This is a genomic window from Aurantiacibacter flavus, assembly GCF_039710615.1.
GTDB classification, from domain to species: Bacteria; Pseudomonadota; Alphaproteobacteria; order Sphingomonadales; family Sphingomonadaceae; genus Alteraurantiacibacter; species Alteraurantiacibacter flavus.
Window position 1 is genome coordinate 47,917 of the sequence record NZ_JBDLBR010000004.1, and the last position, 22,914, is coordinate 70,830.

26 protein-coding genes are annotated in these 22,914 nt (G+C 63.2%); 12 read left to right on the plus strand and 14 right to left on the minus strand.

Annotated features, from left to right (window positions below; all coding sequences use genetic code 11):
- Positions 1-7 precede the first annotated feature (7 nt).
- The 6 genes from ABDJ38_RS12110 to ABDJ38_RS12135 all read left to right on the plus strand — a co-directional run bounded on the left by ABDJ38_RS12110 (position 8) and on the right by ABDJ38_RS12135 (position 5,815).
- Complete coding sequence (locus ABDJ38_RS12110; protein WP_346785374.1) at positions 8-1,519, plus strand: aldehyde dehydrogenase family protein; 1,512 nt, start codon at positions 8-10, stop codon at positions 1,517-1,519.
- A 155-nt stretch (positions 1,520-1,674) separates the two neighbouring features.
- Complete coding sequence (locus ABDJ38_RS12115) at positions 1,675-2,547, plus strand: amidohydrolase family protein (RefSeq protein ID WP_346785375.1); 873 nt, start codon at positions 1,675-1,677, stop codon at positions 2,545-2,547.
- Position 2,548: 1 nt separating this feature from the next.
- A complete protein-coding gene (locus ABDJ38_RS12120) occupies positions 2,549-3,079 on the plus strand; it encodes a protein-tyrosine phosphatase family protein (protein WP_346785376.1) in 531 nt (176 codons plus the stop codon).
- A complete protein-coding gene (locus ABDJ38_RS12125; protein ID WP_346785377.1) occupies positions 3,069-3,815 on the plus strand; it encodes an SDR family NAD(P)-dependent oxidoreductase in 747 nt (248 codons plus the stop codon). Before ABDJ38_RS12120 ends, ABDJ38_RS12125 begins: the two co-directional genes overlap by 11 nt.
- A gap of 17 nt (positions 3,816-3,832) precedes the next feature.
- The gene (locus ABDJ38_RS12130; protein ID WP_346785378.1) at positions 3,833-4,840 is read left to right on the plus strand and encodes a zinc-dependent alcohol dehydrogenase family protein; all 1,008 of its coding nucleotides are present in this window, start codon (positions 3,833-3,835) and stop codon (positions 4,838-4,840) included.
- A gap of 75 nt (positions 4,841-4,915) precedes the next feature.
- A complete protein-coding gene (locus ABDJ38_RS12135) occupies positions 4,916-5,815 on the plus strand; it encodes a TauD/TfdA dioxygenase family protein (RefSeq protein ID WP_346785379.1) in 900 nt (299 codons plus the stop codon).
- A gap of 9 nt (positions 5,816-5,824) precedes the next feature.
- On the opposite strand, the gene ABDJ38_RS12140 is transcribed toward ABDJ38_RS12135, so the two are convergent.
- Both ABDJ38_RS12140 and ABDJ38_RS12145 read right to left on the minus strand, forming a co-directional pair.
- Entirely contained in the window at positions 5,825-6,229 is a 405-nt protein-coding gene (locus tag ABDJ38_RS12140; protein WP_346785380.1) for a response regulator, read from the minus strand.
- Between the two features lie 257 nt (positions 6,230-6,486).
- Positions 6,487-6,888: a VOC family protein gene (locus tag ABDJ38_RS12145; RefSeq protein WP_346785382.1), complete on the minus strand. Its 402-nt coding sequence runs from the start codon at positions 6,886-6,888 to the stop codon at positions 6,487-6,489.
- A 117-nt stretch (positions 6,889-7,005) separates the two neighbouring features.
- Here ABDJ38_RS12145 and ligM point away from each other — a divergent pair, with 117 nt between their 5' ends.
- Together ligM and ABDJ38_RS12155 are read left to right on the plus strand one after the other, a co-directional pair.
- On the plus strand, positions 7,006-8,415 hold the full coding sequence (gene ligM, locus ABDJ38_RS12150; RefSeq protein WP_346785383.1) for a vanillate/3-O-methylgallate O-demethylase: 1,410 nt from the start codon (positions 7,006-7,008) through the stop codon (positions 8,413-8,415).
- Between the two features lie 101 nt (positions 8,416-8,516).
- Positions 8,517-9,209: an alpha/beta fold hydrolase gene (locus ABDJ38_RS12155; protein WP_346785384.1), complete on the plus strand. Its 693-nt coding sequence runs from the start codon at positions 8,517-8,519 to the stop codon at positions 9,207-9,209.
- On the opposite strand, the gene ABDJ38_RS12160 is transcribed toward ABDJ38_RS12155, so the two are convergent.
- The 3 genes from ABDJ38_RS12160 to ABDJ38_RS12170 all read right to left on the minus strand — a co-directional run bounded on the left by ABDJ38_RS12160 (position 9,206) and on the right by ABDJ38_RS12170 (position 13,091).
- The gene (locus ABDJ38_RS12160) at positions 9,206-10,636 is read right to left on the minus strand and encodes a globin-coupled sensor protein (RefSeq protein WP_346785385.1); all 1,431 of its coding nucleotides are present in this window, start codon (positions 10,634-10,636) and stop codon (positions 9,206-9,208) included. The genes ABDJ38_RS12155 and ABDJ38_RS12160 overlap by 4 nt on opposite strands.
- A gap of 155 nt (positions 10,637-10,791) precedes the next feature.
- A complete protein-coding gene (locus ABDJ38_RS12165; RefSeq protein WP_346785683.1) occupies positions 10,792-11,772 on the minus strand; it encodes an NAD(P)H-dependent flavin oxidoreductase in 981 nt (326 codons plus the stop codon).
- 26 nt (positions 11,773-11,798) lie between these two features.
- Positions 11,799-13,091, minus strand: coding sequence for an aspartate kinase (locus tag ABDJ38_RS12170; protein WP_346785386.1), 1,293 nt, complete (start codon positions 13,089-13,091; stop codon positions 11,799-11,801).
- A gap of 56 nt (positions 13,092-13,147) precedes the next feature.
- Here ABDJ38_RS12170 and ubiG point away from each other — a divergent pair, with 56 nt between their 5' ends.
- A complete protein-coding gene (gene ubiG, locus ABDJ38_RS12175; protein ID WP_346785387.1) occupies positions 13,148-13,897 on the plus strand; it encodes a bifunctional 2-polyprenyl-6-hydroxyphenol methylase/3-demethylubiquinol 3-O-methyltransferase UbiG in 750 nt (249 codons plus the stop codon).
- Between the two features lie 3 nt (positions 13,898-13,900).
- Positions 13,901-14,794 carry a bestrophin family protein gene (locus ABDJ38_RS12180; RefSeq protein ID WP_346785388.1) on the plus strand — a complete coding sequence of 298 codons (894 nt, stop codon included), beginning with the start codon at positions 13,901-13,903 and terminating at the stop codon, positions 14,792-14,794.
- Here ABDJ38_RS12180 and ABDJ38_RS12185 read toward each other — a convergent pair.
- The 3 genes from ABDJ38_RS12185 to ABDJ38_RS12195 all read right to left on the minus strand — a co-directional run bounded on the left by ABDJ38_RS12185 (position 14,787) and on the right by ABDJ38_RS12195 (position 16,632).
- Positions 14,787-15,833, minus strand: coding sequence for a glycerophosphodiester phosphodiesterase family protein (locus ABDJ38_RS12185; RefSeq protein WP_429771113.1), 1,047 nt, complete (start codon positions 15,831-15,833; stop codon positions 14,787-14,789). The two genes, ABDJ38_RS12180 and ABDJ38_RS12185, sit on opposite strands and share 8 nt — an antisense overlap.
- Positions 15,812-16,174, minus strand: a complete 363-nt coding sequence (locus tag ABDJ38_RS12190) for an ArsC family reductase (protein WP_346785390.1) — start codon at positions 16,172-16,174, stop codon at positions 15,812-15,814. Before ABDJ38_RS12190 ends, ABDJ38_RS12185 begins: the two co-directional genes overlap by 22 nt.
- A 149-nt stretch (positions 16,175-16,323) precedes the next feature.
- Positions 16,324-16,632 (minus strand): antibiotic biosynthesis monooxygenase family protein, encoded by a 309-nt coding sequence (locus tag ABDJ38_RS12195; RefSeq protein ID WP_346785391.1) that lies wholly within the window; start codon positions 16,630-16,632, stop codon positions 16,324-16,326.
- Positions 16,633-16,854: 222 nt separating this feature from the next.
- Here ABDJ38_RS12195 and ABDJ38_RS12200 point away from each other — a divergent pair, with 222 nt between their 5' ends.
- Entirely contained in the window at positions 16,855-17,523 is a 669-nt protein-coding gene (locus tag ABDJ38_RS12200; protein WP_346785392.1) for a class I SAM-dependent methyltransferase, read from the plus strand.
- A 180-nt stretch (positions 17,524-17,703) separates the two neighbouring features.
- Here ABDJ38_RS12200 and ruvC read toward each other — a convergent pair whose 3' ends face one another.
- From ruvC to ABDJ38_RS12230, 6 genes are all read right to left on the minus strand, one after another.
- Positions 17,704-18,180 carry a crossover junction endodeoxyribonuclease RuvC gene (gene ruvC, locus ABDJ38_RS12205; protein ID WP_346785393.1) on the minus strand — a complete coding sequence of 159 codons (477 nt, stop codon included), beginning with the start codon at positions 18,178-18,180 and terminating at the stop codon, positions 17,704-17,706.
- Positions 18,181-18,294: 114 nt separating this feature from the next.
- A complete protein-coding gene (locus ABDJ38_RS12210; protein WP_346785394.1) occupies positions 18,295-19,041 on the minus strand; it encodes a YebC/PmpR family DNA-binding transcriptional regulator in 747 nt (248 codons plus the stop codon).
- A gap of 85 nt (positions 19,042-19,126) precedes the next feature.
- Entirely contained in the window at positions 19,127-19,474 is a 348-nt protein-coding gene (locus ABDJ38_RS12215; RefSeq protein ID WP_346785395.1) for a heavy metal-binding domain-containing protein, read from the minus strand.
- A 71-nt stretch (positions 19,475-19,545) separates the two neighbouring features.
- Positions 19,546-20,619, minus strand: a complete 1,074-nt coding sequence (locus ABDJ38_RS12220) for a hypothetical protein (RefSeq protein ID WP_346785396.1) — start codon at positions 20,617-20,619, stop codon at positions 19,546-19,548.
- A gap of 61 nt (positions 20,620-20,680) precedes the next feature.
- Entirely contained in the window at positions 20,681-20,917 is a 237-nt protein-coding gene (locus ABDJ38_RS12225) for a DUF2312 domain-containing protein (RefSeq protein ID WP_119591694.1), read from the minus strand.
- 92 nt (positions 20,918-21,009) lie between these two features.
- The gene (locus ABDJ38_RS12230; protein WP_346785397.1) at positions 21,010-21,321 is read right to left on the minus strand and encodes a DUF1244 domain-containing protein; all 312 of its coding nucleotides are present in this window, start codon (positions 21,319-21,321) and stop codon (positions 21,010-21,012) included.
- A 52-nt stretch (positions 21,322-21,373) separates the two neighbouring features.
- Between ABDJ38_RS12230 and pyk the strand changes: the two genes are divergently transcribed.
- On the plus strand, positions 21,374-22,834 hold the full coding sequence (gene pyk, locus ABDJ38_RS12235) for a pyruvate kinase (RefSeq protein WP_346785684.1): 1,461 nt from the start codon (positions 21,374-21,376) through the stop codon (positions 22,832-22,834).
- Positions 22,835-22,914 lie beyond the last annotated feature (80 nt).

A 22,914-nucleotide genomic window follows, 5' to 3' on the forward strand; every position in this document is an offset into this window, starting at 1 on the left:
AATTCTCATGAACGAAGTTACTACCATCAACCGCACCCAGCCCGAATATTCGGGCGCGGTGAAGAAAGCGCTCGACCGCGCGCCCCAGCTCTACATCAACGGCGAATGGGTCGACAGCACCGGCGATGCCACAATCGACGTCGAAGACCCCTCGACCGGCAAGGTCATCTCCAAGGTCGTCGAAGCGACCGACAAGGACGTTGATCGCGCCGTCGCCGCCGCCCGCACCGCCTTTGACGACCGCCGCTGGCGCGACATGCCGCCAGTCGCGCGCGAAAAGATCATGCACAAGATCGCCGACCTGATCCTTGCCAATGCAGAAGAGCTGGCCGAGCTGGAAGCGATCGACGTGGGCAAGCCGAAGGGCATGGCCGCTGCGGTCGACGTCCCCGGCGCTGCTGCGCACTTCACCTATATGGCTGGTTGGGCCGGCAAGATCGGCGGAGAGACGCAGGCCCCCTATTCGATGCCGGGCGGCATGATGTTCGCCTACACGCTGAAGGAGCCGGTGGGTGTTTGCGCGCAGATCGTGCCCTGGAACTTCCCGTTGCTGATGGCCTGCCTCAAGATCGCTCCGGCGCTGGCCGCCGGTTGCACCACCGTCCTCAAGCCTGCCGAGCAGACCAGCCTCACCGCGCTGCGTCTGGCCGATCTGATCCACGAAGCGGGCGTGCCCGCTGGCGTGGTCAACATCATCACCGGTTATGGCCACACCGGCGGCGACCGCATGGTCAAGCATCCCGATGTCGACAAGGTGGCCTTCACCGGCTCGACCGAGATCGGCAAGCTGATCAACCGTAACGCCACCGAAACGCTCAAGCATGTGACGCTGGAACTGGGCGGCAAGAGCCCGGTCGTGGTCATGCCTGATGTCGATGTAGCCGAAACCGCGCCGGGCGTGGCGGGTGCGATCTTCTTCAACTCAGGGCAAGTCTGCGTTGCCGGTTCGCGCCTCTATGCGCACAAGTCGGTGTTCGACAAGGTCGTCGAAGGCATGGCCGAAACAAAGGACTTCTGGGCACCTCGCCCCTCGCTTGATCCCGATGCCCACATGGGCCCGGTGGTCTCGTCTGAGCAGTTCGACCGCGTGATGGGCTATATCGACGCAGGCAAGCGCGACGGTGCCTCGGTGGTCATGGGTGGCGACAGCCCGGGCGGTGACGGATACTACGTCAACCCGACGATCCTCACCGACGTGAACCCGCAGATGAGCGTCGTGCGCGAGGAAATCTTCGGTCCGGTGGTCGTGGCCCAGCGTTTCGAAGACCTCGACGAGGTGGTGAAGGACGCGAACAACACGCAGTATGGCCTCGCCGCCGGCGTGTGGACCAAGGACGCCTCGGCCGCGCACCGCATCGCCAGCCGCCTGCAGGCCGGCACTGTGTGGGTGAACTGCCACGCCATGATCGACCCGGCGCTGCCCTTCGGCGGCTACAAGGAATCGGGCGTCGGACACGAGCAGGGCCGCCTCGGCCTTGAAGCTTACCTCGAAACCAAGTCGGTGATGATGAAGCTCTGATTTGCGCAACCGGGATGGGGAGCCTCGTGCTCCCCTACCATTGCCGCTCGTACCAAGCTTGTCGAAGCGCCGCTTTTTCTTCTAGCCTAGGCTGAAGTGGAAGTTCGGTTCTCGACAAGCTCGGGCCGGGCGGTTTTCTTTTGCCAGGAACAGCGATGCCCATAGACCTCGACAAAATCCGCGCGATCGACGTGCATGTTCACGCCGAGGTTTCGTGCCACGATCCGGAAGACCCGGTGATGGGCAAGTTCTTCGATGCCGCCAGCGCCTATTTCAAGGCCCCGCGCGAACGGCCCAAAATGCCCGAGATCATCGAGCTCTATCGCGAAAGTCAGATTGCCTTCTGCATGTTCACGGTCGATTGCGAGAGCGGCATGGGCGCCAAGCGCGTCTCGAACTACGAGGTCGCCGAGCTTGCCAACAAGAACGACGATATCTGCATTCCCTTCGCCTCGATCGACCCGCACAAGGGCAAGTATGGCGCGCGCGAAGCTCTCGACCTGATCGAGAACCATGGCGTGAAGGGCTTCAAGTTCCACGGCATCGCGCAGAACGCGCATCCGGCTGACCCGGTCGGCTACCCGATCTACGAGGTCATCAACGAATACAAGCTGCCCGCAATCTTCCACACCGGCCATTCGGGCATGGGCACGGGGATGCGCGGCGGCGGCGGTCTGCGTTTGAAATATGGCGAGCCGATGCTGGTCGACGATGTCGCGGTGGACTTCCCCGATATGAAGATCATCCTTGCCCACCCAAGCTGGCCGTGGGTCGACCAGAGCCTGTCGATGGCGCTGCACAAGGATAACGTCTTCATCGACCTCTCAGGCTGGAGCCCGAAGTACTTCCCCGAACAGGTAATCCGCTATGCGAACACCCAGCTCAAACACAAGATGCTGTTCGGCAGCGACTTCCCGCTGATCCACCCGGACAAGTGGATCGCCCATGCCCAAGAAGTGGGGTTCCGCGAGGAAGTCATGCCCTCTATCATGAAAGCCAACGCAGCAAAGGTACTGGGACTCGCCTGACTTGAACGATCCGGAGCATATTCGGGCGTGGCATCGCCTGTCGTCCGAAGTCACGACCTCGGGCATGCTGGCCGACCGCAACCTGCGCGACCTGATCCGCGCCGACATCAAGCACGTGCTCGACCTGACGCCCAAAGGCCACCCCGAGGCCTTGCCGGGCGAGGAACACGCTTTGCGCCTGCTGGGCATTGGCTACACCCGCGTCAGCGTACCCTTCGCGACGCCGGAGGAAGAACACTACCAGGCCTTCGTGCGCGCGGTGGAGGGCCTGCCCCGCCCGCTCCACGTCCATTGCGTCGCCAACTATCGCGTGTCGGCCTTTTTCTACCGCTATCACCTTGAATGCGGATGGAACGAACAGGAAGCCCGCGCGCTGATGATGCAGCATTGGGAACCCGACGAGAGCGACGAGCCCGGTTCCACGCCATGGGGCCGGTTCGTGCGCGAGGCACGGCTCGCATCCGAACGGCGGCGCAGGATTCGCCCCGTAGCGAACATAACAACAGAAATGGATGAGACGGATGCAATTTGACGGCCAGCACATCGCCATTACCGGCGCCTCCTCGGGCATAGGGCTTGCGACGGCCCGGATGCTCCACGCACGTGGCGCGAAGGTGACGCTGATCGCCCGCCGCGCCGAGCAGTTGCAGCAGGCCTGCGACGACCTGGGGGAGGGCGCGGAGTTCGCCGTCGGAGACGTGGGCGACCGGGGTGAGCTGGAAGCCGCACTCGATAGAGCGGTCGAGCAGAACGGCCCCATCGAAGGCCTGTTCGCCAATGCCGGGCTGACCGGCGACTTCACCCCGTTCACCGCCTTCGACGGCGAGATTTTCGAGAAGACCCTCAAGGTCAACCTTACCAGCGTGTTCTGGGCGATCCAGAAGGTGATGCCCGCCATGATCGAAGCGAAGAAGGGATCGATCCTCATCACCGGCTCGATGGCGAGCAAGCGCGGCATGGCGCTGAACCCGGCCTATGTCGCCAGCAAGCACGGCGTGCTCGGCCTTGCCCGCGCGGTGGCGGTGGAGATGGCCCCGCACAATGTTCGTTGCAACGTGGTGATCCCCGGCTTCATCGAGACAGAGGCGCTGGCCCGCATCCCCGACGAGCAGCGCGGCAAGATCGAAGACCGTGTGCCGCAGCGGCGGATGGGCAGCAGCGAGGAACTGGCCGAGACCGCGTGCTTCCTGCTGTCGGATGCCGCCAGCCACGTGACCGGGCAGGACTGGGCGGTCGACGGCGGCACGCTCAACACGCTCGAAATCTAGGAACAGGAGACACCACAATGCGCGCATGGCTGATGCCCGAAGGCTGCGACGGCTTCGACAAGATTCACCTCGCCGACCTGCCCGACCCTGAGCCCGGCCCCGGCGAAGTGCTGATCGCGCCAAAGGCCTGGTCAATCAACTATCGCGACTTCGCCGTGGCAGCTGGCAAATATTTCGGTGGCCCGATTACAGAGCCCGCCATCCCGCTCAGCGATGGCGCAGGCGAAGTGATCGCAGTTGGCTCGGGCGTCAACAACGTGGCAGTCGGCGACAGAGTGCAGGGCAGCTTCTTCCTCGACTGGATGGACGGCCCGCAGGCGATGGGCCGCGCGCTGGGTGACGGCAAGGCGCCGGGCATGCTGGCCGAAAAGGTCGTTTTGCCGCAGCAGGGCGTGGTGAAGATCGCCGAGAGCCTCACATATGCGGAAGCCGCCTGCATGCCCTGCGCGGGCGTCACCGCCTACAACGCGCTGTTCATGGGTGGACGCCCGGTTGGCAAGGGCAGCCGGGTGCTGGTACTCGGCTCGGGCGGGGTCTCCATGATCGCTCTGCAACTGGCCAAGGCCGTGGGCGCCGAAGTGATCGCCACTTCATCGAGCGACGAGAAGCTGGAACGGGTGAAGGCACTGGGTGCCGATCACCTCGTGAACTACAAAACCACACCCGAATGGGGCGAGCACATCGCCAAGAATTTCGGCGGCGCGACGCAGGTGGTCGAAGTCGGCGGGGTGGGCACCTTGCAGCAGAGCATGAACGCGCTCGCCCCCGAAGGCGAGATCGCGCTGATCGGCGTTCTCTCGGACGGCGAACCGCCGCATCCGCGCCAGCTGATGATGACCGGCGGCTCGATCCGCGGCATCTTCGTGGGTTCGGTACGCATGGCGATCGACCTAAACTCGATGGTCGACGAACAGGGCATCAAGCCGCCTATCGGCGCCACGTTCGGCTTCGACGAAGCAACCGCAGCCTATGCCCATGCCTGGGGGGCGGGCAGCTTCGGCAAGACCGTCATCACCCTGAATTGACGTTGATCAAGGTGGCAGGGCCGCTAAGAGGCCAGAGGTGATGACCAATCAGAGAGACTTGGGGAGGATATAGTCATGTGGCAGGTCCGTGTTTCGCCTTGTGGCGACTTTGATAATCATCCGTTCCAGTCCAACCATTTCACGGTTGAGCCGCTTTCGGCTGCAATGGGCGCGGAAGTGGTCGGCGTGCGCCTGCCCGAGCTGAGCGAAGAGGGCGTCGAAAGCCTCAAACAAGCGCTGTGGAAGCACAAGATGATCTTCCTGCGCGACCAGCACCTGACCCATGCCGAGCACGAGGAATTCTCCGCCCGTCTCGGCCCCTTCGCGGTCGACGCCTATACCCAAGGGGTGGAAGGCCACCGCGATGTCCACCCGATCATCAAGGAGGCCGACGAGGTCACTCCCAGCCTGTTCGGCGGCGGGTGGCACACCGACAGCCCGTTCCTGCCCGAGCCGCCCTCGATCACCTTCCTGCGCCAGGTCGAAGGCCCACCTTATGGCGGCGACACCGCCTGGGCCAACTGCGCGCTCGCGTTCAAACATCTGAGCAAGACCTATCAGGACATGCTGCGCCCGCTGAAGGTGTGGATGAGCGCACGCAACAACATCGCCACCCAGGCCTTCCTGCGCGGTGAGGCGCTGCCCTTCGGCGACCCCGACAAGTTCGCTCAGGGCATGAAGGGTACCTATCATCCCTTCGTCCGCACCCACCCGCACACCGGCGAACCCTCGCTCTACATCTGCGACACCTATGCTGCGGGAATCGAAGGCATGACCACGCATGAGGCCAAGCCGATCATCGACTGGCTGGTGCAGCACACCACCCAGCACGCCTTCACCTGTCGGCTGCGCTGGCAGCCGGGCATGGTCTGCATGTGGGACAACGCGGCGACGATGCACCTCGGGCCGAACGATTATGACGGGTTCCGCCGCGAGATGTATCGCACCACCATCGCAGGCGGTGTGCCCGTCTGAGGTCTCCGCTCAGCTGAGCGCGGGCGCGCGCGATTTTTGATTTTCGTTTGCCGCGATCAGGTTGCCCACTGCGTCGAGCAGGCTTTGCAAGGCCAGGGGTTTGGCCATGAAGCCGTCTGCGCCGAGCTGGAGAATGCGTTGTTCGTCACGGGGCGAGGCAAAGGCAGTGATCGCCAGCACCGGCATCTTTGCATAGACAGCGTCGCGCCGTAGACGACGGATCAGCGTCTCACCGGAAATGTGCGGAATGTTGAGATCCATGGTGATAAGGTCGGGGGCATAGTCGCGCACGGCGTCCATCACCTGCGCACCGTCATCGACTTCGCAAACGTCGTAGCCATGCAGACGCAAGCTGTCCGACAGGAACATCCTGTTGAGCAAGTCGTCTTCGACTACGAGAACCCTCTTCGTCATGCAGCATCCTGCCAGGCCAAACCATCGACCGTTAAAACGTAGGAGCTGGTGATCGCACAGCCTACTTAACAAGGCGTAGACACGCGGTCCGTACTCACGACGAATCGAGCCAAAATTTAGCCGGAACGAAGAAAGCCGTTATATTCTGGTATGAAATTCCCGAAAACATGACCGCATTGGAGGACGCAGAAGATCATATTATTAAGGTTAATTGCATATTTACTATGAACCTTCCGCGATGTCAGAAGTTTTTCTGACTATTCGCCAAAGAAGTTCAGTTCGAGCAGAACATTGTTCGGGTCAGCGGTGAAGATCTGCCTGAGGCCGATCGCCTCGACCAGATTCTCCTGATAATCCGCCCCGCGCACATCGAGACGGGTCCTGGTCTCCTCGTAGCCGGTCAGGCGGAGCGCAACGTGGTGCAGCGCCCCTGTCAGCGCGCCGGGCGTGATCTCGCGATCATAGGCGCGCGCGCAATCGAGCGAGTTAATGTGGATAATCGCCCGCCCCTCGCTATCGCACATCCAGGTTGCGGTCTGCGGCGTCAGCGGCGGCGGGGCATCGCGGCGTTCGAGGCCCAGCAACGAAGCGTAGAAATCAGCCGTGCCATCGAGATCGTCGGTGATGATGTTGATATGATCAAGCGCTTCCACCTTCATGAACCACCTCCTGTCGTTTTGTGCCGCTTATGGCTTGCGTGCCTAGCGCAGTATTGTATGTGCCACATACTAATTTCGTATATGTGATTCCTTCACAAGCCTGAGAGGAGAGCCATAGTGGCCGAAAATCTGGAACAAGTTCTCGCTGGTGCCAACGGCGATATCGTTGGTCAGCTTCGCAACAACAAGATCGGTGCCTACGTGTATCCGGTCGTTGCCCCGGAATTCTCGAACTGGCGTGACGAGCAGTGGGCCTGGCAGCACGGCGCTGTGCTGTTCGACCAGTCGCACCACATGTTCGACCTCTACATCAATGGCCCCGACGCTCTCAAGCTGCTGTCGGACACCATGATCAACTCGCCCGACGGCTTCGCCGTCAACAAGGCGAAGCAGTACGTGCCCACCACGCCTTATGGCCACGTGATCGGTGACGGCATCATCTTCCGCCTTGCTGAGGAAGAATTCGTCTATGTCGGTCGTGCGCCGGCAGCCAACTGGCTGATGTATCACGCCGAAAAGGGCGGCTACAACGTCGATGTCATCAATGACCCGCGTTCGCCATCGCGCCCGATGGGCAAGCCGGTTAAGCGCATTTCCTGGCGCTTCCAGATCCAGGGCCCGCAGGCCTGGAACGTGATCGAGAAGCTGAACGGCGCCCCGCTCGACAAGCTGAAGTTCTTCAACATGGGCGAGATGAAGATCGGCGACAAGACGATCCGCACCCTGCGTCACGGCATGGCCGGTTCGCCGGGTCTCGAAATCTGGGGCCCCTATGAAGATCAGGAATATGTCCGCGAGCACATCCTGAAGGCTGGCGAAGAGTTCGGCCTCATCCCGGTCGGTTCGCGCGCCTATCCGTCGAACACGCTGGAATCGGGCTGGATCCCGAGCCCGCTGCCCGCGATCTACACCGGCGACAAGCTGAAGGATTACCGCGAGTGGCTCGGCGCTGACAGCTATGAAGCGACCGGCTCGATCGGCGGTTCGTTCGTTGGCGACACCATCGAGGACTACTACCTGAACCCCTACGAGCTGGGCTATGGTCCGTTCGTGAAGTTCGACCACGACTTCCACGGTTCGGATGTCCTCAAGGAAGTTGCCGAGAACAAGGACACCCAGCGCAAGAAGGTGACCCTCGAGTGGAACGCTGACGACATGAAGACCATTGTCGGCTCGCTGTTCAACCCGGAAGGCCCGAACTACAAGTTCTTCGACCTTCCGCTCGCGAACTACGGCAACTCGAACTACGACGCCGTCGTCGATGCGAACGATCGCACCGTCGGCCTGTCGATGTTCACCGGCTACTCGTTCAACGAGAAGCGTGGCCTGTCGCTGGCGACCGTGGATCACGAAATCCCGCTCGGCACCGAACTGAAGGTGAAGTGGGGCGAAGCTCCGAACACCGAGAAGACCACCGTGGAAGACCACGAGCAGTTCGAAGCCCGCGTCATCGTGTCGCCGGTTCCGTACTCGAAGATGGCTGGTGACACCTACCAGGGTGGCTGGCGCTCGGGCCGTCAGGGCTAAGCACCAGACCAACAGGTCTACGAACAAGAGGGGGAGGCAGTGCAAACTGCCTCCCCTTTTTCGTGCGCGCGTTTTAGGACGGTCGCAAAGGAGAGATTGTGATGGCCAACTATGTTCTCGTTCACGGTGCCTGGGGCGGCGCGCAGACCTGGGGCCGCGTGCCCGCCATGCTGGAGGCGCAGGGGCACAAGGTGCTGGTGGCAACGCTGCCCGGTCTTGGCTCGCGGCAGGACGAGCTGCATCCGGGCATCACGCTTAGCGACCATGTCGACGACGTGTGCGATCAGATCGGCAAGGCCCGGTTCGAACGCTTCATCCTCGCAGGTCACTCTTATGGAGGAATGGTCATCACCGGCGTGGCGAGCAGGCTCGCGCGCGAGATCGACGCGATCTGCTATGTCGATGCGTTCTGGCCGGACAATGATCAGAGCCTATGGGACATCACCGGCGAGTTCGAACACAACTGGTACATCGATTCGCAGCGCCACCGCCCTGGTCTCGTTGCCCCGATCGGCGCGATCGACTTTACGATGGTGGCCGGATCGGTCGGCTATCACCCGCTGCTGACGCTTACCGAAGCTCTGGTGCTGTCGGGCGACGAACAGGCCATCCCGCGCAAGAGCTATATCTTCGCCACCGGATACGAGCCCTCGCCCTTCCCGCGCTTTGCCGAGAAGGCCAAAGCGCTGAACGCGGATTACCACGAGACAGACACCGATCACTTCGTGATGCAGAACGATCCCGAACTGACCACCAAGGTGCTGCTGGAGCTGGCGCGGCCTGCCGAGAGTTAGGCCGCCGCCCGGCGCTGCGCGGGTGCGCAGCCGCTGTCGGCGGTGTGATCAAGCGCAAACTGCCGGACGAGGCTGGTCATCCGGTTCGCCTCGTTCGCCAGCACGTTGGCTGCAGCGCTCGATTGCTCGACCATGGCCGCATTGTTCTGCGTCGAACGCTCCATTTCGCTCACCGCAACCGTGGTCTGGCTCAGCAGGCCGCTTTGCGACTTGGTAATATCGGCGAGTTGCTGGGCCAGATCGTTGAGGCTCGCCACACGGTCGTTGATGTCTCCAAAGGCATCGCCGGACTGGGCCACCAGCGTCGAACAGCGCGAAACCTGCTCCACGCTCTTCGTGATCAGATCCTTGATGTCGCGGGCCGCGTCGGCGCTGCGCTGCGCCAGCGCGCGCACTTCGCTGGCGACAACCGCGAACCCCTTGCCCGATTCGCCTGCACGCGCTGCCTCTACACCGGCATTCAGCGCCAGCAGGTTGGTCTGGAATGAGATGCCTTCGATCACTTCGATAATCTTGCTGATCTCGCTGGTAGACGCCTCCGCATTGCGAGTGGCTTCCACCGCCTCGGAAACCGTTGAGCGGCCAGTATCGGCAGTCGCGAGCGTTTCAGCCAGGGCTGAGGACATCTCGCGCGAGGCCTTGGCGGTATCCTCGACATCGCTCGCGAGGCTTTTGGTCGTTGCCGACGTTTCCTCGAGCGTGGCCGCCGTGGTCTGGGTGCGGATGGCGAAATCGTCGGTCGCCTGACGGATCTCGGTGGCACCGCGATCGATCGATTCAGCAGCGCTCGAGACATCCGACAGCGCGTCGTTCACAGACTTGCGCATACGCTCGAAGTCGGCAGCGATGGTTGCATATTCGGGCGGAAGCTCACCCAAGCCTTGCGCAAAATTGCCATCGGCCATGCGGTTGAGGCCTGCTGCCAGCTCATCGAGCGCCTGGGTGCGCTTGGTTTGCTCGGCGATAAAGTAGGCTGACAGCGCCAGCTCCATGTCGAGCAGCGCCATCTTGATCAGCCCACTCAACTTGCTTGCAAGGCCGCGGCCCAGCAACCGCTGGATCAGCGACGACCCGGCCATCCCATGAATCACATGGCCAAGCACGCGCGCATAACCGCCGATGTACCAGCTCGGCTCCAGCCCGATCTTCGCATGAATGAACCCGATCTTGCGGCTGCGGGCGACCTGATCCTCCTCGGGCTTGCCGGCAAACAGCGCCTGCCAGTGCGAGAGCTGCGCCTGCTTGGCGTGGCTCATATGCTCGGCAGAAGTGAACTTCTCTCTGAGTTCGGGACGCGTGCTGATCGTCGCATAAAGGTCATCGAGTGCCGCCGGAGCATGGCGGGCCACGTGCTTGGCGACCGCAGAAAAGCTTCGGAGATCGTCTTCGCTGAGATCGAAAAAGCGGGAGCGGTCTTCTGGTGTCATCTGCAAACTACCTGAGGTTGATTACAGTGCTCAATACTACCAGCGGAGTTAATGTTGATTGCACAAAGCCTAGGAGAATTCCGAAGGCTCATATTGCAAATCTATACGAACCCTTAACGCCAATTCCCCATGAATGGCTCCCCCAATGGCAATAGCTAACGCCGTGTAAGCGCCGCTTCGCTTTCGCGCATCAGCCGGGCGATAATATCGGCAACGGGTTCTTCCGCCGTCACCATGCCCACGCTCTGCCCCGCCATCAGCGAACCGTTCTCGATATCGCCGTCGACCACCGCGCGGCGTAGCGCTCCGGCCCAGTAATGCTCGATCTGCAATTGCGCCTCGCCCATGTCGACGCTGCCCTGATCGAGCAACAGCGCCACTTCGCGCTGCTTGGCGGCGAATTCCTCGGTGCCCTTGTTCTTCAGCGCGCGCACCGGGATCACCGGCAGGCGCGCGTCGATCTGCACGCTCGTCTCGGCATCGCGGGCCTTGGCGCGGAAGAAGGCTTTCTTGAAATCGGGGTGCGCGATAGACTCGCTGGCACAGGCAAAGGCCGTGCCCATCTGCACGCCCGCCGCGCCCATTTCGAGATAGGCCGCGATCATGTCGCCGCGCCCGATCCCGCCGGCCACGAAAACCACATGCTCGGCGGCCAGCTCAGGCAGGAACTCCTGCGCCAGCACGCTGGTGGAGATCGGGCCGATATGGCCGCCTGCCTCGCTGCCCTCGATCACCAGAGCATCGGCGCCGCCACGGAATTGCTTTTTCGCCAACGCCAGCGTCGGCGCAAACACGATCACCTGGGCTCCAAAGGCCTTGATCGCATCGATGGAGCCCTTGGGCGGAATGCCACCCGCCAGCACCACGTGGCCCACACCGTGTTTCTCGCAAACCCCGATCAGGGCGAACAGATCGGGGTGCATGGTGATGAGGTTCACGCCAAAGGGCTTACTCGTCAGCGCCTTGGTCCCGGCGATCTCCGCGTCGAGCAACTCGGGCGTCATCGCACCGCAGGCGATCACGCCGAAGCCGCCCGAATTGCTCATAGCGGCGACGAGGTTGCGCTCCGACACCCAGCTCATCGCGCCGCACAGGATCGCGGTGTCCGAGCCGAGGAACGCGCAGCCGCGCGCCATCAGCGCACTCGTCTTGGGAAAGGCGCTCAAGCGTCGGCCCCGTCGACAACTGCCTCGGCATCGAGGTCATAGGCGGTGTGCAGCACGCGCACGGCCAGCTCGGTCTCGTCCGAATCGATCAGCACCGAGACCTTGATCTCGCTGGTCGAGATCGCCTGCACGTTGATGCCGCGGTCGGCCAGAGCCTTGAACATGGTGGCGGCAACGCCGGTGTGGCTCTTCATGCCCATGCCCACGACCGAGACCTTGGCGACCTTGGTATCGGTAATGATGCGGTTGAAGCCGATCTTGTCGCGCAGCGTTTCGAGCAGCGCCTGCGCGCGCGGCAGTTCGGCCTGCGGCACGGTAAAGGTCACATCGGTCTCGCCCTTGTCGCGGCCCACGTTCTGGATAATCATGTCGACATTGATGCCGGCCTCGCCCAGCGGCAGGAAGATCTCGGCCACCGCGCCCGGCTTGTCGGGCACGCGGGTGAGGACGACGCGGGCTTCGTTCTTGTCGAGCGCGATCCCGGTGACGGTCTGGCGTTCCATGTTCTCTTTCTCCAGGTAGGCTTCCATCTCCGCTTCGGAGACGATCATCGTGCCGGGCAGGGTGTCGGCGCTGGGGGCATCGGCATCGACGAAGCTGCTGAGCACCTGCAACCGCACGTTCTTCTTCATCGCGAGGCTGACCGAGCGGGTCTGCAACACCTTCGCGCCGACCGAGGCCAGTTCGAGCATTTCCTCGAAGGTGACGTACTTCTGCTTGCGCGCGCGGGCGACGATGCGCGGGTCGGTGGTGTAGACGCCGTCGACATCGGTATAGATGTCGCAGCGGTCGGCATTAACCGCCGCGGCGATGGCGACCGCCGAGGTGTCCGACCCGCCGCGCCCCATGGTGGCGACGCGGCCGTCTTCCGAAATGCCTTGGAAGCCGGGGATCACCGCGATTTCGCCAGCGCTCATCGCGGCCAGCACGTTGGCGGCGTCGAAATCGTCGACCCGGGCATTGGCGTGCGCGCCGAAGGTCTTGACCGGCACCTGCCAGCCCATCCAGCTGCGCGCCTTGCACCCCATCGCCTGAAGGGTGAGCGCGAGCAGACCTGCGGTCACCTGTTCGCCGCTGGCCACGACCGCGTCGTATTCCGCCGGATCATAGAGCGGGTTGGCCTCGCGGCAGAAGTTCACCAGCCGGTCGGTTTCGCCGGCCATGGCGGAGACGACCACCGCGACCTCGTTGCCACCGGCAGCCTGCGCGCGCACCAGTTCGGCCACGCGGCGGATGCGCTCGGTCCCGGCCATGGAGGTGCCGCCAAATTTCATTACAATACGGGCCACGAACGTCCCTTGTCTGTTCTCTGGTTCAATTCCTCGGGCGCTGTTAGGAGCGAGTCATGACCGATGCAATATCTGGCAGTAGCGCGCAGGGCGCGACGATCCGCCCCGAAGAGGCGGCCCACTTCGGCCAGCTGGCCTCCGAGTGGTGGGATCCCAAGGGCTCCTCGGCCATGCTTCACAAGCTCAACCCGGTGCGTCTCGCCTTCCTGCGCGAGGCGGTGGACCTGCACTGGGCGGGCGATGTCGAGAGCGTGAGACCGCTGGCGGGCAAGACCGCGCTCGATGTCGGTTGCGGCGCGGGGCTGCTGTGCGAGCCTTTGGCGCGACTGGGCGCCGAGGTAACGGGCGTCGATGCCGCGCCCGAGAACACCGCTGCGGCGGCTGCCCACGCCGAGGCTGCCGGGCTCGACATCCGTTATGTACCGGGAGAGCTGGGCACGCTGGGGCTCGGCCAGTTCGACCTTGTCACCGCGATGGAGGTGATCGAGCACGTCGCCGACAAGCCCGCCTTCGTCGCGCAACTGGCCGAGCGCCTTGCACCGGGCGGGCTGATGGTCCTCTCGACCCCCAACCGCACGCTGGCCAGCCGCGCGCTGTTGGTGGGAGCGGCGGAGATGGTCGGCATGGTCCCGCGCGGCACGCACCATTGGGACGACTTCGTCACCCCCGACGAATTGGCGGACCTGCTGGCCGAGGCGGGGCTTGCCATGGGCGAGCCGCAGGGCATCGCCTTCTCGCCAGCGAAGGGGCTGCACCTGTCGGACGACCTCTCGCTGAACTTCATCGCCACCGCGCGCCGTGACTGACGTATGATCGTTCGCGACAAGCCGACCCCGTTTGCGCTGGCCTTCGCCGTGCGCGGCTCGATTGTGCCGGTGATCGCCCCCGGCCTGCTGATGCTCGCGGCGCTGGCAGCGCTGGTGGTCTTCGTCCATCACCGCTGGCCCGGCATGGTGCCTGAACTTGATGGCACCGGCTTCACCGTGTTCGGCATTGCGCTCTCGCTGTTCCTCGGCTTCCGCAACAACGCTGCCTACGAGCGCTGGTGGGAGGCCCGCAAGCTGTGGGGCGGGCTGCTCGCCGACCTGCGCAGCTTCGCCCGCGAACTCGACCTGTTCGAGCCCGAACGCGAACGGCGGCAGGAGCTGCTGCGGCTCGCGCTCGCCTTCCTCCACCTGCACCGCGCCAACCTGCGCAAGCTCGCAGGCGACGAGGAGAGCACCCGGCGCGGGGCCCGCTTCCTTGCCGCCCCCAACCCGCCCGATGCCGCGCTCAACGCCATGGCCGTAGCGCTCGCCAAGGCCCGCGCCGACGGGGCGATCGACGGCTTCGGCGCGAAGACGCTGGCCGAGCGGCTCGCCTCCATGGCGCTCGCCCAAGCCGGGTGCGAGCGCATCGCCAACACCCCGCTGCCCTATGTCTACTCGCTGCTCATCTACCGCACGACATACCTATACTGCCTGCTCCTGCCGCTGGCGCTGGTCGGCCCGGTGGGCTGGTTCGCGCCGGTGTTCGTGGCCATCGTCGGCTACGTGTTCCTCGGGCTTGCCGAGGTGACCGAAGACCTCGCCCACCCCTTCGGCATGACGCCCAATGCCCTGCCGCTCGACGCGATCTGCCGCTCCGCCGAGATCAGCATCGCGCCGCATCTGGGCGAAGAGGCCCCGCCGCCGCTCGCCCCGCGCGACTACTACCTCAGTTAGCCGACCGCAGGCGCACCGCCTCACCGGCATGGTCGGTGAACAGTCCATCGATCCCTGCGGCGACGAGCAGGCTCCACAACCGCGCCACATCGCCCTCGCCTGACGGATCGTCGCCGATCTGCAAGGCAGGCGGGAGGAAGGCGTTTTCGTGCCGCATGGTCCACGGATGCACCGCCAGCCCTTGACGGTGGGCCGCTGTGACCAGCCCGGTGGGCGCACCGTCCTCAGCGAGCACCTGCGTGATTGCCGGGCCGAGCCCGTCGGCATAGGTGGCGATCATGGCGAGGCCGTCATCATCGAGCATCGCGGCATAGGTGCGCCCTGCGATGTCGGCCGGGCCGCTGATGGGCGCGACCAGCTGGATCAGCGGAAAGTCGGTGAGTTGGTTCAACCGCACCAGCGGCGTTACCTCGAAGCACTGGATGAACACCGGATCGACCCCGGGTCGCATCCCCGCCTTGTCGAGCTCGGCAAGCAGCATCGCGGCAAGGTCGAAGCCGATATCGGCGAAGTAGGTGGGGTGCTTGATCTCGGGGTAGATGCCGATGCGGCGGCCCGTCTCGGCCTCCTTGCGCTTCACCAGCGCAAGCACCTCGGCGAAGGTCGGCACGGCATAGTCACCGTCATGCGCTGCGCTGGCGGGCCGTAGCTCGGGCAGCCGCTCTTTCGCGCGCAGCGTCTTCAGTTCGGCCAGCGTCAGGTCTTCGGTGAACCAGCCGGTCTGCTCCGCCCCGTCGATGATGCGGGTGGTCAGGCGGCTGGCGAACTCGGGGCGCAGATCGATATCGGTGGTGCCGCCGATCTCGTTCTCGTGGCGGGCGACGAGCACGCCGTCCTTGGTCGCCACCAGGTCCATCTCGATGTAGTCCGCCCCGTCGTCGATGGCCTTCTCGTAAGCCGAGAGCGTGTGCTCGGGCAGGTCGCCGCTGGCTCCGCGATGGGCGATGATCAGCATGTCGCTATCCTGCGCCACGGCCGGCGTTGTCAGGAGCAGCGCAGCAAGGCAGGCGAGCCACTTCACACCAGTTCTTCCTGCCACTTCGCCGCATCGAACCCGATCAAGAGGCCTGCTCCGTTTTTGGCATCGTGCTCGACCACCGGGCGCTTGATCATGCTTGGATGCTCGACCAGCAGCGCGACCGCGCCAATGGCATCGCCCGCGCGCGCCTTCTCTCCTTCATCGAGCTTGCGCCAGGTCGTGCCGCGCCGGTTCAGCACCACGTCGATCCCCTCGACGCCGATCCAGCGTTCGACCTTCACCGGATCGGCTCCCTCCTTCTTGTAGTCGTGGAAGGTGTGGGCGAGCCCCTGCTCGTCAAGCCATTTGCGGGCCTTCTTGACGGTGTCGCAGTTGGGGATGCCGTAGAGGTCCATGGTCATGCTCTCGCTCGCAAGGTGTTACAGGTGTGACACTGTCCTAGAGAGAAAAACCGGAGCGCGAAACCGACGCACCGAAGTTCACTGTAGAGGGCATGGCAAGGCGTCATGGCAGCGGCATGACACGCAGCGCTGCCAGTAGGAAAGCGCGATCAGTCTTTCGTCGCGAACCTGTGAATGCGCGGATTGTCACAGCCGAACAGCGTGTAGCTTGAATAGTAGGCCTCACGCCCGCGAGCCTGCGCCGCGCGATGCTCGGCCACCCTGCCCCAGCCACGCGCGGCCTCCTCGCTCTCCCACTCTGATAGCGCGAGCACCTCGCCATCATCGGCGACATAACCCTTGAACGAAAGGAAGCCCGGCTGTTCGCGCGCCAATTGCTCCATCCGCTCAGCCTCGGCGGCATAGGCGGCCTGATCGATGTCGGCGCGTTTGCGGTTGCGGAAAACGACCAAGTACATGTCAGCAAAGGCTCCGTCCGTCCCGGGTTTGTCGAAGGACCGCAGGTGGCTTCATTTGGCGCGGACCGATTTCAGCATTGACCGACACGACTGGTTTTCACAACTTAGGCCAATGAGCAGCGCCTAATTTTCTCGCTTTCCACGCGACAGAACCCCCTATAAGTGAGAGATAGAAATCGCATGCTGCGCCTACAGTAAGCGCGGAAGAACAAAGGTGAATGAATGTCTGAGCAGACTAAGGACTTCGATATCGAGGGCAACGATCGTTTCGAGAATGACGAAGCGGTGAAAGCCAAACTTCATTGGTCCAGCGTCAATTTCGAATACTACAAAAAGAAGCGACCCTGGTCTGATTTCATAGCCGACAAGATAGTGCAGCTTGAGCCCAAAACCGTTTTTGAGTTCGGCTGCAACGCGGGTAAGAACCTTGCCGTGATCTCGGAGAAATCACCTCGGAGCTTCGTCTCAGGCGTCGACATCAACGAGGCCGCCGTTTCGTGGGGCCGTGAGCAGGGTCTGAACCTCGCGGTTGCCGATGAACGCGTTTTGGATGCGATGCCGGACAACACCTTTGACGTGATTTTCACGGTCTCTGTGCTCGATCACCTACCTCATCCGGAGGAGGTATTTCGATCGATGATTCGAACCGCAAAGTGCGGTGTGCTCCTTCTTGAACCCTGGCTTGGTGAAGAAGGAAAAGTGGTCCGAAATCTCAACTTAGCTGAAAACAAGATGGTGGATACAACGCCATTTTCGTATTCGTGGGACTATGCGAGAATAGGCAAGGCGATTGCGCCGGACTGGAATCTTGATATCGAACCTTTTCCTATGAGCTCAAACCTCGGACGCTTTTATAAGCTCTATTGCTTCACACCAAATTGTCGGACGTAAGACTTCTATCAGGCCATAGCGCAAGCTGGCCTGATAGCTGCGATCGCCCCTTGCGACCGCGTTAGCGGTCCTCCGATCCGAATTTGAACTTTCATACGCCTCACAGGAAAGCGGCAGCGCGCCTTCCCCTCTATCGTCATCCAACAAGGCCTTCGCACTTTCGGAAACCGGACCTTCGCCCTACCCCAAATGCGCATCGGCAATGGCCACCGCCAGCGCATCGGCAGCGTCGGCCCCCACGACCTTCACCCCCGGCAGCAACACCTTGAGCATCGCCTGCACCTGCGCCTTCTCCGCACCGCCGGTGCCCACCACCGACTTCTTCACCGCCCGCGCCGCATGCTCGCGCACCGAAAGCCCCGTGCCATCGTAGGCTGCCCCACAAGCCGCCAGCACCGCCCCGCGCGCCTGCGCCAGCTTCAGCGTCGACTGCGGATTCTTGTTGAGAAACACCTCCTCCGCCGCCGCGCGGTCGGGCCGGTGGTGCGCAATCACACGCGCGAGTTCGGCCTGCAAATGCGCCAGCCGCGCGGCCATCGGCGCCTTGGCATCGGTCTTCACCTGTCCATTGGCGACATGGCTGATCCGGCTACCCTCGGCACGGATCACGCCCCAGCCGGTGCAGCTGAGCGATGGATCGAGGCCGAGGATAATCATGGCAGGCCCGTCACAGGCCGAAGGCGAGCGACAGCCGCCAGACAATCGCCACGAGCAACGGAACGGCAATGACCAGCAGGATCGCCCAGTCGCGCCATGGCCGCATCAGCCGGCTCAGCCCGCCAGCTTCTCCATCAACTCGTCGGAGATGTCGTAGTTGCCCCAGACGGTCTGCACGTCGTCATCGTCGTCAAGCGCATCGACCAGCTTCAGCAGCGTGGTCGCTTCCTTCTCTTCCATATCGACGGTGATGTTGGGCTTCCACGCCAGCTTCACGGTCTCGGCATCGCCGAGCGACTTTTCCAGCTCGGTGGCGATCTGGTGCAGCTGATCGGCCTCGGTCCAGATGGTGTGGCCGTCTTCGCTCGATTCGATATCGTCGGCGCCCGCTTCCATCGCCGCTTCGAGCACCTTGTCCTCGTCGCCCGCGCTGGCCGGATATTCGATCAGGCCCTTGCGCTCGAACCCGTGTTGCACGCTTCCCTCGGTGCCGAGGTTGCCGCCGTTCTTGGAGAACGCAGTGCGGATGTTGGTGGCGGTGCGGTTGCGGTTGTCGGTCAGCGCCTCGACGATCAGCGCCACGCCGCCCGGGCCATAGCCCTCATAGCGGACCTCTTCGTAGTTCTCGCCGTCCGAAGCCGAGGCCTTGTCGATCGCGCGCTGGATATTGTCCTTCGGCATCGACTGCGCCTTGGCGGCGTTGACCGCGAGGCGCAGGCGCGGGTTCATGTCGGGATCGGGCATGCCCATCTTGGCGGCCACGGTGATTTCGCGGCTGAGCTTGGAGAAGAGGCCCGAGCGCTTCTTATCCTGCGCACCCTTGCGGTGCATGATGTTCTTGAATTTGGAATGGCCTGCCATGGTCTTCTTGTCGCTCTGTGCGGCTGAAATAGGAATGCGCCGCCTAGACCAGCGTCGCGCATCCTTCAACTGCCCGTAAGCAGGCTCAGATCCGCACCGCCGTCCCGCTGGCCGAAACCATCAGCATCGAACCCGATTGCCCGATGACCTCGTAGTCGAGGTCGATCCCGACCACAGCATTGCCGCCCAGCGCGCCGCACTCGGCCTGAATCTCCTCGATCGCCTGCTTGCGCGCGTCAGCGAGGATGCGTTCGTAGCTGCCCGAACGACCGCCAACGATGTCGCGGATATTGGCGAACAGGTCGCGGAACACATTGGCGCCCACGATCACCTCCCCGGTGACGATGCCGAGGTATTCCTGGATCGGGTGCCCCTCGATCGTGGGCGTGGTGGTAACGGGAATCCCGCGCGCATCTTTCCAGGGGCCTGCCATTGTCGTGTCTCCTTGCGAGCTGCTGCTGTGTTGCTAATGCAATACAGCCGATCTGCAAGCAAGCCCCCGATCTAGTCTTCAGCTGGCGCGGTAATCTCAATGTCGCGCTTGTCACCCCATGTTGTCGTCCGCGAGACTACGCGTCTTGCATTGATCACCTCGGCAACACGTTGCGGAGAAGGCAACCGGTCCTGCGCCGCAAACTGTGTGCTCACCTTCGCGTTATGCAAAGCGATGTTGAAGCGCGGCGCGGCCGTACTTCCCGGCTCAGACAGCATGCCGCTGAGCGTGTCGCGATAGACCTGCACGGCCACCCCACTGTCACCCAGCGCCAGCAAGTATCCATCCGTCTGTTCATCGGCGCGATAGATGGTTTGAACTCCATCGAGCGTGCTATCGATGCACCATTGGGCTGCGGCTGTCTTTTCCGAAAGCGTCTCCGACTTATCCTCCTCTTGCAGGAGCAGATCGTTCATCAAGCCGCCGAGCAAGTTCGCGCCAATATCCTCAGGAGCATCCTGCACCGCATCATCAAAGCTCAGCGGCGCCTTGCAGTCGACCACGGGCATAGCGACCGGTGCAATCGCCGTGGGCAAATCGAGTTCGGAGATTGCTGCCTGCATCCATTGCTCAAGCTCCACAGGCGTACGCCGCGCCGAGGACGCCCGCACCTTCACCAGCCAGCCATCAACCGCAAACAACGCCACACCCGTGCTGCGGAACGGTGCCTCGTCTCCCAACCGGAAAACGGCCTTCAGGCCCGAAGCCTGCGACTGCCCGGGCGGCATGAAGGCCTCTGTCGAGCCGACGATTATCGGGATGCCGAAATTGCCGCGGGCCGTGATCGCCGCCTGCGCCTGTGCCATCCAGACCGGCACCGCGCCGCTGGTCTGCCGAAAGAGATAAAGGCTCAGTAGCTCGTCGGTATCGGGAGTTTCGAACTGGAAACCGACATTAAGGAAGTCTTCGGCAAAGGCGATTGCCTCTTCACGCGACAACCCGCCCCACTTGGCTGGCACCACCACATGGCTGTGCGGATGTTCCCAGCTTGCGGCAGGATCCAGATCGATCCGCTCCTGCGCCTGACCGGCCAAAGGCGTCAGCGCGAGAATCGCGGCTACAAAGGCAGTACACCGTAGACCCATAGAAAAGCCCCTTCCCGGAAACAGCCTTCCACAGGCGCCGACAATGCACAAGCAGGCGCAATCAGCCCAGCCCGAGCGCAGCCTTGTAGGTATCGAGGATCATTTCCATTTCGCTGCGGTCGTTCGGGTCCATCTTCCGCAGGCGCACGATCTGGCGCATGATCTTGGGATCGTATCCCACGGCCTTGGCCTCGGCATAGACGTCGCGGATATCGTCGGCGATGCCCTTCTTTTCTTCTTCGAGGCGTTCGATGCGCTCGATCAGCAGGCGCAGGCGGTCGTCAGTGGCTTCGGCCATCGGGATGCTCCATCAAAATTCGAGAATCGATAATGGCAGCCCGATAGCCAGCCAACCGCGCCGGGTGAAGGCCAACATGACCCGCCAGGCGATTAATCCTGTGCGTTCTTTTTCAGGCTCTCGTCCATCCGGGCGAGTTGCTCGGGGGTGGCCTCGGTCTGATACTTATCCTTCCACTCGCCCATCGGCATGCCATGGATCAGCGCGCGCGCATCGGCCTTGTCGCCTTCGTATCCGGCATCGCGAATCCAGTCGGCGAGGCAATTGCGGCAGAAGCCAGATAAACCCATCAGATCGATGTTCTGGGCATCGTGGCGATGGCGCAGATGGCGCACCAGACGGCGGAATGCGGCCGCAGCAACATCGTCGGGCAGCTGGTCCAGCAGATCGTGTGTGTCGCTCATCGTTCTATGTGTCCTTGTCTTGTCGTAGGATGCTGCGATAGGCCTTCAGATGATGACAAAATTCGCCCCCCGCAACCGCAAGGTGAAAATCCTTGCCACCACCGGCCCCGCCACCGAAGACCCGGAGGTGCTGCGCGCCTTGTTCCGCGCCGGTGCCGATGCCTTCCGCGTGAACATGAGCCATGGCGAGCACGCGTTCCACGCGCAGACCATCGCCAAGATCCGCGCGCTGGAGGCCGAGTTCGGCCGCCCGATCGCTATCCTCGCCGACCTGCAAGGGCCGAAACTGCGCGTCGGCAAGATCGCTGGCGGGCGCGCCACGATCCCGCACGGAGGCACCTTCACCTTCGACCGTGACCCGACACCGGGCGACGCCACCCGCGCCGAGCTTCCGCACGATGAAATCTTCCGCGTGATCGAGGCGGGACAGCGGCTGCTGGTGAACGACGGCAAAATCCGCCTCCGCGTGAAAAGCGCCAGCGCCGATGCGATCGTCTGCACGGCCGAGGTCGGGGGAGTGATATCGGACCGCAAGGGCGTCAACGTGCCCGATGCCGAAATCCCGATCCCCGCGCTGACCGACAAGGACCGGCGCGACCTCGCCTTCGCCCTCGAGCAAGGGGTCGACTGGATCGGCCTGAGCTTCGTCCAGCGTCCCGAAGACCTGATCGAGGCGCGCGAGCTGATGGGCGACAAGGGCGCCCTCTGCGCCAAGATCGAGAAGCCGCAGGCGGTGCGCCGGATCGACGAGATCATCGCCGCCGCCGATGGCATCATGGTCGCACGCGGCGATCTCGGGGTCGAACTGAATCCCGAGGAAGTGCCGCCGCTGCAAAAGAAGATCGTCAACGCCACGCGCCTCACCGGCAAGCCGGTGATCGTGGCGACGCAGATGCTCGAAAGCATGATCGAAAGCCCGATCCCGACCCGCGCCGAGGTCTCCGACGTGGCCAACGCAGTCTATGACGGGGCCGACGTGGTCATGCTCAGCGCCGAGACCGCCGCGGGCGACTGGCCCGAAGAGGCGGTGCTGATGATGAACGCCATCGCCAGCCAGATCGAGCACGACGAAGGCTACAAACAGCGTGTGCGCTCGCTCGATACCCCGCCCGATGCGACGGTGGCCGACGCGCTCAGCCATGCCTGCATGACCATCGCGGATACGGTCGAGCTGAGCGCGATCACGGTGTTCACCTGGTCTGGCAACACCGCCCGGCGGGTTACGCGTGGACGCCCGGCGGTGCCGGTGATGGTGCTGACCCCGTCGATGGAGGTGGCCCGGCGCGTCTCGCTGCTGTGGGGCACCCATGCGGTGGCGACCAAGGACATCGGCAGCTTCGAAGAGATGGTCGCCAAGGGCAAGCGCATGGCGCTGCGCCACGGGTTCGGCTCGGCGGGCAGCAAACTGATCGTGATGGCGGGGGTGCCGTTCGGCGTCTCGGGCGCGACCAACCTGCTCCATGTGGTCACCGTCAAAGGCGACGAACTGGAGAAGCACAAGAAGGCAATATAGGGGCAGGCGGCCTCACCGCCGCCTTTCCTCCCAAGCAAGGGCCAGCTCGCGCCGACCTACAGGTACAGCGATTCGCATGC